Source organism: Synechocystis sp. LEGE 06083, assembly GCF_015207725.1.
Lineage (GTDB): Bacteria > Cyanobacteriota > Cyanobacteriia > Cyanobacteriales > Microcystaceae > Synechocystis > Synechocystis salina.
The window spans coordinates 1-7408 of the sequence record NZ_JADEWJ010000192.1 but is presented as its reverse complement, the minus strand read 5'-3'; the positions used below and the strand labels follow the sequence as shown (position 1 = coordinate 7408).

Annotated in this window: 6 protein-coding genes and 1 pseudogene; 2 read left to right on the top strand and 5 right to left on the bottom strand. The window is 48.7% G+C overall.

Annotated features, from left to right (window positions below; all coding sequences use genetic code 11):
* Together IQ219_RS13925 and IQ219_RS13920 are read left to right on the top strand one after the other, a co-directional pair.
* Positions 1–680, top strand: a pseudogene (locus tag IQ219_RS13925) (carboxynorspermidine decarboxylase); the annotation flags it as partial.
* A 115-nt stretch (positions 681–795) separates the two neighbouring features.
* Entirely contained in the window at positions 796–2223 is a 1428-nt protein-coding gene (locus IQ219_RS13920) for a DNA cytosine methyltransferase (RefSeq protein ID WP_194019036.1), read from the top strand.
* On the opposite strand, the gene IQ219_RS13915 is transcribed toward IQ219_RS13920, so the two are convergent.
* The 5 genes from IQ219_RS13915 to IQ219_RS13895 form a co-directional block, all read right to left on the bottom strand.
* Positions 2215–2976: a SinI family restriction endonuclease gene (locus IQ219_RS13915; RefSeq protein ID WP_194019037.1), complete on the bottom strand. Its 762-nt coding sequence runs from the start codon at positions 2974–2976 to the stop codon at positions 2215–2217. The two genes, IQ219_RS13920 and IQ219_RS13915, sit on opposite strands and share 9 nt — an antisense overlap.
* Positions 2977–4749: an NFACT family protein gene (locus IQ219_RS13910; protein ID WP_194073004.1), complete on the bottom strand. Its 1773-nt coding sequence runs from the start codon at positions 4747–4749 to the stop codon at positions 2977–2979.
* Between the two features lie 93 nt (positions 4750–4842).
* Positions 4843–5241, bottom strand: coding sequence for a glycine cleavage system protein GcvH (gene gcvH, locus IQ219_RS13905; RefSeq protein WP_194019039.1), 399 nt, complete (start codon positions 5239–5241; stop codon positions 4843–4845).
* 97 nt (positions 5242–5338) lie between these two features.
* Entirely contained in the window at positions 5339–6229 is an 891-nt protein-coding gene (locus IQ219_RS13900) for a M23 family metallopeptidase (RefSeq protein ID WP_338116547.1), read from the bottom strand.
* Between the two features lie 202 nt (positions 6230–6431).
* A partial coding sequence (locus tag IQ219_RS13895) for an amidase family protein (protein ID WP_194073003.1) occupies positions 6432–7408 on the bottom strand: 977 nt, incomplete at its 5' end.

Below are 7408 nucleotides of genomic sequence, written 5' to 3'. Positions count from 1 at the left end.
CGGCAATGTTGGAGGGTAATTTGCCGCTAGGTATTACGGGCTTCCTCTCCCACAACCTTTGTGAAAGTGATCATTTGGCGTTGGCAAAAACCCTGGGGCAAATTGAAAAGTTATTTGGTCAGTATTTACCCCAAATTGAATGGTTAAACCTGGGTGGGGGTCATTTGCTGACGAGCCAGGGCTACGACGTGGACTACGCCATTGCAGTAATTCGGGAATTTCACCAACGCCATCCCCATCTGCGGTTGCTTATGGAGCCGGGATCGGCGATCGCCTGGCGGACAGGATTTTTAATTAGTACGGTGGAGGATCTGATCGAAACACCGGAATTTACCCATGCCATGCTGGATGTTTCCTTCACTGCCCATATGCCTGATTGTTTAGAAATGCCCTATCGGCCGGAGGTGCGGGGGGCCAGGGTACCGACAACCGGAGATCGAGTTTATCGCTTGGGGGGTTCTAGTTGCCTAGCGGGAGACTTTCTGGGGGACTACGCCTTTGACCAACCCCTACAAGTTGGCGATCGCCTGATTTTTGAAGATATGATGCACTACACCATGGTTAAAACCACCACTTTTAATGGGGTCCACCATCCCGCCATCGGTTGTCTGCGGCGATCGGGGGAATTTGAACTGTGGCGTACCTTTGGCTATGAAGATTATCGTAACCGCTTAGGTTAGACAATCATTGCTATTCGGAAAAAACGCCGAGGTAAAGGTATTTTTTCACAGTACTTGCCACTATGTCGCTTGGGGTGTAGACTTGGTACCTAATTTCAGTTTCGTATCCGAAATCATGGCCACCCAGTATTTTTCTGTAAAAGAGACCTCTGAAATCTTAAACTGCTCTGAGCAATATGTTCGTCAGCTACTCCGGTATGGCGAAATCAGCGGCGAGAGGATCAGCAGTCGGTGGATTGTAGCATCAGAGTCTGTTCAGAACTATAGTCTTAAGAAAGAAGATACAAGCTTAAAGATTCACGACCATGGTAGGCGTGCATTTAGCAAACCTGGCTTAAAAGCTTTGAGTTTTTTCTCTGGTTGTATGGGTTTGGACTTGGGATTAGAAAAGGAAGGTATACAGGTTTTACTTGCCTCTGAAATCGATGCAGCCGCCCGGAAAACCATTGAAATCAATCGACCAGATATAGCGCTAATTGGGGATATTCGGGATTACTCAGCCGCAGAAATTCGAGAGAAAGCAGGACTGAGTATAACTGATGAGATTGATGTAATAGTTGGCGGTCCACCATGCCAAGCCTTTAGCAGCGCGGGAAAGCGTCAAGGATTCAATGATGAGCGAGGCAACGTCTTTTTAACGTTCATCAATTTAATCATTGAACTTAAGCCCAGATTTGCAGTAATTGAAAATGTTCGAGGATTATTATCCGCCCCATTAAAACATAGACCTCATGAAATGAGAGGGAAAAATTTTCCACCATTATCTCAAGATGAACAAAGGGGGGGCGCATTACTTTTCATTACCCAAAGGCTAAAAGAAGCAGGGTATAGTGTCTCTTTTAACCTGTACAATGCTGCTAACTTTGGATCTCCGCAACGACGAGAGAGAGTTGTTATTGCTTGTAGTCGTGATGGAAAAAAACTGCCTTATCTCACACCCACCAATTCAGAGCAAGGTCTATATGGACTCCCAATATGGAAAAAATTGCGAGAGGCTTTAAAAGATCTTCCTAAAGATGGACATCATTTTGTTAAGTTTCCTGAAAAACGACTCAAGTATTACAGATTGCTGAAGGCCGGGCAATATTGGCGAGATTTACCGGAAGAGTTGCATCAAGAGGCATTAGGTAATTCTTATCATGCAGGAGGAGGAAAAACCGGTTTTTACCGTAGACTGGCTTGGGATAAACCCGCTCCGACATTAGTAACTCACCCAGCTATGCCTGCAACTGATTTAGCTCATCCGGAAGAGGACAGACCTCTAAGTATTGAAGAATATAAAAGAATTCAAGAATTTCCGGACGATTGGATGATTGCAGGTACCTTGCTTGATCAATATCGACAAGTTGGTAATGCTGTACCGTCCTCTCTGGGCAGGGCGATCGCCAGAATGTTGCTATCCTACTTGAGAGGTGAGTCCCCGGTTGCCTACCCAGATTTTCCGTATTCCCGTTACAACAAAACGGATGATGTTAGTTGGATGAAAGATATGGGCTATCTTGAAAATGCCTCAACAAAGCAACTATCTCTTAACTTAGTTTAATGAATCCGACAAATCCTTCCAAGGATTGTTCACCTCAATGGCTAATGCACCTGGATTACCGATTAGAACCTTTTGAACAAAGGTAACGAAGTTTTCTTCTGAAAAGCGATCCGTATTGTACTTGTCATTAAAATAAGACCATCGATGGGAACCTGTTTTAGAATCAACTCGATGCCATTTTTCGATAGGCTGATTAATTCTGACGCTTGAGGATGGGGCATTTTCCGTATTGCTGCGGTTCTTGACCTGCAAGAGAGAACCATCAACATTGCAAAAATCTACGTGCCGAATAGTTTCTCCCCAACAACAATGCCAACCATAATTAGAAAGTTGCTCAGCTAAAAATTCTTCCAGAAGTAATCCAAGAATGTTTTCAGCAGACATTGATAGCCGATGGGCATATTTGATTTGCTCAAGATGCTCTGTTGTCAGCCTTGTTAATTGAGTATTGATAATCGTATCGATGATCGGATCGGCAACTGTTCCCGGAGGATTGGAAACACGTTGAGATATTCTGTTGTTAAAACCGTCATTGTATTTTTTAAGCCAAACTTTTACTAGAGATTCTTGATCATGACCTTTTACCTTTTTTGAACTTGGAGAAAGTCCCGGGTTTCTGTAGCAGGCTGTGAGAATCGTTCTGTGTGCTTCAAGAAATGATTGATTTTGCTGAGAAAACACATCTTCAAAAACTTTTAAAAAGTCTTTTTCAGAACTTGATGTGGTAATAATGGTGTCGAAATTAACAGGCATTTAACTTTTCTCCTCTTTAGAATTAACCGCTCCGGGTTTACCCCAAATAACCGTTTCCTGTTGATAAATCACCATGCCTGGCTTACTGCCCTTGGGTTTGAAAACATATTTGGGTTGGGTATAGACCACGGGCACCTGTTCTTCCCCCCGGCCGCGGCTGTAATAGGCCGCCCAGTCCGCCGCTGATTGTAAATCTTGCTCGTCGGCGATCGCCCCTGGGGGTAATCGGAGTAACACATGGCTGCCGGCGATTTCCTGGGCATGGAACCAAAGGTCATACTCAGTAGCAACCCGAAAACTGAGGTAATCATTTTGGCGATTGTTGCGGCCAATCCAGAGGGGAAAACCAGAAGGGGTCAGGCCTTGGTGGGGCTCAAAGGTTTCCGCTTCCTTACGTCGGGGACGGCCATGGCTAAGGGTTAAATAGCCCTGCTCCACCAGTTCATCGCGAATTTCTGTTAACGTTTGCCAATCGGCCGGAGCATCAAATTCCGTCAACGCCTGCACACTGGTTTCCACCTGGGTGAGATAGGCCAATTCCTGATTAACTTCAGCCAGCAATGGAAGAATGGCCGCCTCTGCCCGGTTTAATTTTTGTTGTTGCTTATAAAGTCGTTGGGCATTTTGGATCAGGGTTTTATCCGGTTGTAGGGGAATGGTAACGGGAGCTTGGTCGTCAAAATCCGGCAGAGTAATGGCACTTAAACCCGGTTGCCCCTGGTGGAGATAGGCCATCAACAGATCAGCCTGCCGTTGATATTGCTGGGCATTGGCCGCCGCTGCTAACCTTTGTTGAAACGTCTGGGCCTTCTGTTGCAATTTACCAATCAAAGTTGCCAACTTTTGTTGAATTTGGTGCTGTAATTGCTGGAAATTTTCCCGTCCTAACTCCCTCCGGTAATATTCACTTACCATCTCATTAATGGCAAGCAAAGGGCGATCGCCTTTTTCCTGAGCTGGTTTAACTCCATGAACATCGCTACTTGCCGCCAAAACTGTGTAGCCCCGGGGCAACCTTTTGCCCACAAAATCTGCTTTTTCTAGTCGTTGTAACCAAATTTGCCAGGCAGAGAAAAGATTTTCCCATTGGTTGGGGGTTAAAGCTTGATTATTAATTTGGTCATCAATACCGGCCCAGGCAAGTAAACTTTTCACCACCATGGGACTGACCCCCCGGTAACTTTTGAGTAACTGCTTGCTCAATAAACCTGGAATTAATTGCACCCTTTCGCGCCAGTCGTCCAAACTTTCTGTTAACAAGGGAGGCGTAGCCAACAGGGGCGGTGGTGGTTGGTAGGGTTGCCCCGTTTGCACTGTCCTCACCCTGGATTGTTGGGCACTTACCTGGTGGGCGACGGTGATAATTTGCCGTTGGGCATCGGTCAAAATCAGGTTACTATACTTGCCCATGACCTCCAAAAAAAGATGGTACAGAGGTTCGTCTCCCGGCCGTTTGGCGATCGCCAAGTCAATGACCCGTTCCCAGGGCTGCAGAGGTGCTAGGGAAGTTAGGGCTAGTCCCTTCAACTGGTGACGCAGTTGGTCGCTCAAGGTAAACGTATCCGGTTCCTGGGGTGGGGGAACGTCTAAACAAAGCCTTGCTCCCTGGGGATGCCACGCTAGGGTTAACCAACCCCGTTTTTCTAAAGTTCGTAAAGCGAGGGATAAACCATGGCGATCGTGCTGGTAAACCTGTTCGATGCGAGCCGGTAACCAGTCATCTTGTAATTCAGCACAAATGGCCATTAGGGTGGTGTAATCAACAGCCTGCATAATGATTTCCTGCCCTGGTATCGAAAATTTGAACTGTTACAAACTATCCATGGGGTGGGAAAAGGTTTAATATCTAACCTCCGCCCCAACTGCCTAATCTCCCGTTTCTAGGGTGGCGCGGTAGTCTCCAGCGGCCATTAATCCTTCCTTGGCATCCTCCACGTCATCCAAGCGCACCTTAATCAACCAACCCTCTTCGCCGTAGGGATCCTGGTTCAGTAATTCCGGTTGTTGTTCGAGGACAGTATTTTTTTCGATTACAGTGCCCGTAACTGGGGAATAGAGATCCGATGCAGCCTTGACCGATTCCACCGCCCCCATGGATTGCTCAAATTCTACCTTATCCCCTTCTTCCGGCAATTCCACAAAGACAATATCGCCCAACTCATCCACGGCAAAGGCACTCAGGCCAACGGTGGCCGTTTCCCCATCAAAGCGGACATATTCGTGGGAATCCAAATAATAGAGATCGTCGGGATGTTCCAGTTCCATGGCAAAACCGCTAAAGGCAACAGCGTTGTTAGTTTACCAAAAATATGGCGAAGACAGAGGTTATCCCTGGGGCTAGGGGAGACTAAAAATCCCTTAACTATTGGCGGGGTAAATGCAATTTCGGATCCTGGGCCGCCCAACCAACGGGGGATTGGACCCTTACCTCGAAATGGAGATGGGATGGGGCAATATCTGGCCGGCCAGTGCTGCCGACGTAGCCAATGACCTTGCCAGCGGGGACTTTTTCCCCAGGGCCCACCGCAAAGCGACTGAGATGGGCATAGCGGGTTTGGCGGCCGTTGCCATGGTCAATGACCACTAGGAAACCATAGGCCCCTTCCTGGCTAACTAAAATTACCTCCCCAGCGGCGGCGGCCATAACGGGGGTATCCAGGGGAGCTAGCAAATCTACCCCACTGTGAAAAAAGGCATCTTCCCCGGCCCCTTGGTTTTGCCAGCCGTAATCTAGGCCAATCTGGGCGGGGGACTGGATGGGCCATTGGGCCAAACCTGTGTAATTATCCACCGCAGGGCTGGGCCGATTGCCCCAACTGATGCCGGGAATAAATGCCCGACCGGGCTTTTCTGTGCAACCGTTGATTTCAAATAAAATATCCGCCCGCAAGCCATAGGCCGCCGCCAGATCGCGCCAGGTGGCCCCCGCTGGCACGGTAACAAAACGACCGTTAAAAGGAGGAATTAAAATGGTTTGCCCTGGGGTGATAGAGCCGCTGGATAACTGACTGTTAACACTGATCAGGGTTTCCGCCACCAGTTGATATTTTTGAGCGATGCTATCGATGGTTTCCCCGGCTTTGACTACATGGGGAGTCATCCTCTTGGCGATCGGTTCGGGGCAAAGGTCAGTGAGGGGGGCAGTTTGGCCCTGGGTAAGGATGGGTGGAGTCGAAAATGACCCCAAGAGCAGAAAGGCCCCAACCATAGAGATTGTGGTCTTTGGCGATCGCCGTTGCCGTTTTGGTTGCACCTTCAAATTCAAAATATTGCTGACAAAATGTATGACTGACCAATTACTAATCAACGATAGCTAATATTCTGGGGGGCGTTGGTGAGGGGAAGCCAGAAATTTTTACGGCAAGGGAATGTACCCTGACAACGACCATCGGATGCCACTGAGGCTGATGGCCAGGGACGGGGACGGGTAAAAATCTGTTTTTTAATTGACACAACTACAGATCCGGTTGGCGATCGTGCCATGCTGTAGCCTGCTCATAGGCATAGCCCACCCGAAATAGCATTTCTTCCCCTAGGACATTGCCCACCAGTTGTAGGCCAATGGGTAAATTATTATCGTCAAAACCACAGGGCACACTCATGGCTGGTAACCCCGCCAAGTTCACCGGGATGGTCATCAAGTCGGAGAGATACATGCTGAGGGGGTCATCAGTTTTCTCTCCCGCTTTGAAGGCCGTGGTGGGGGCGGTGGGGCAAACCAACACGTCCACTTTGGTAAATGCCTGGTCAAAGTCCTGTTTAATTAGGGTTCTTACCTTTTGGGCCTTGAGGTAATAGGCGTCATAGTAACCAGCGGACAGGGCATAGGTACCGAGCATAATGCGCCGTTTAACTTCCGCCCCAAATCCCTTCGCCCTGGTGTGGGTGTACATATCCATTAAATTGTCCGCCTCCGTCCGGAGGCCATAGCGCACCGCATCGTAACGGGCTAGGTTAGCTGACGCTTCGGAAGGGGCGATCACATAGTAGGCCGCAATGCCGGAACGGAAACGGGGGCAGTTTATTTCTTCAATGCTGGCTCCCAATTCCTGCAGTTTGGCGATCGCCGCTTGCACTGCTTGGTTAACGCTGTCGTCCAGACCATCTCCAAAGGCATCCATAATTACCCCCACTTTCACTCCTTTGAGGTCGGGCTTAAGGGCTTGGGTGTAATCGGGAATGGGCACATCTAAACTGGTGGAATCCCTGCTGTCATGGCCGGCGATCGCCTGGAGCAGAATAGCCGCATCCTCCACCCGCCGGGCAAAGGGGCCAATTTGGTCCAAGGAAGAGGCATATGCCACCAAGCCAAAACGGGAGACTAAACCATAGGTCGGTTTCATGCCCACCACCCCACAGAGGGAGGCCGGTTGGCGAATGGATCCCCCCGTGTCGGAGCCCAAAGCAATCAAACATTCATCCGCTGCTACGG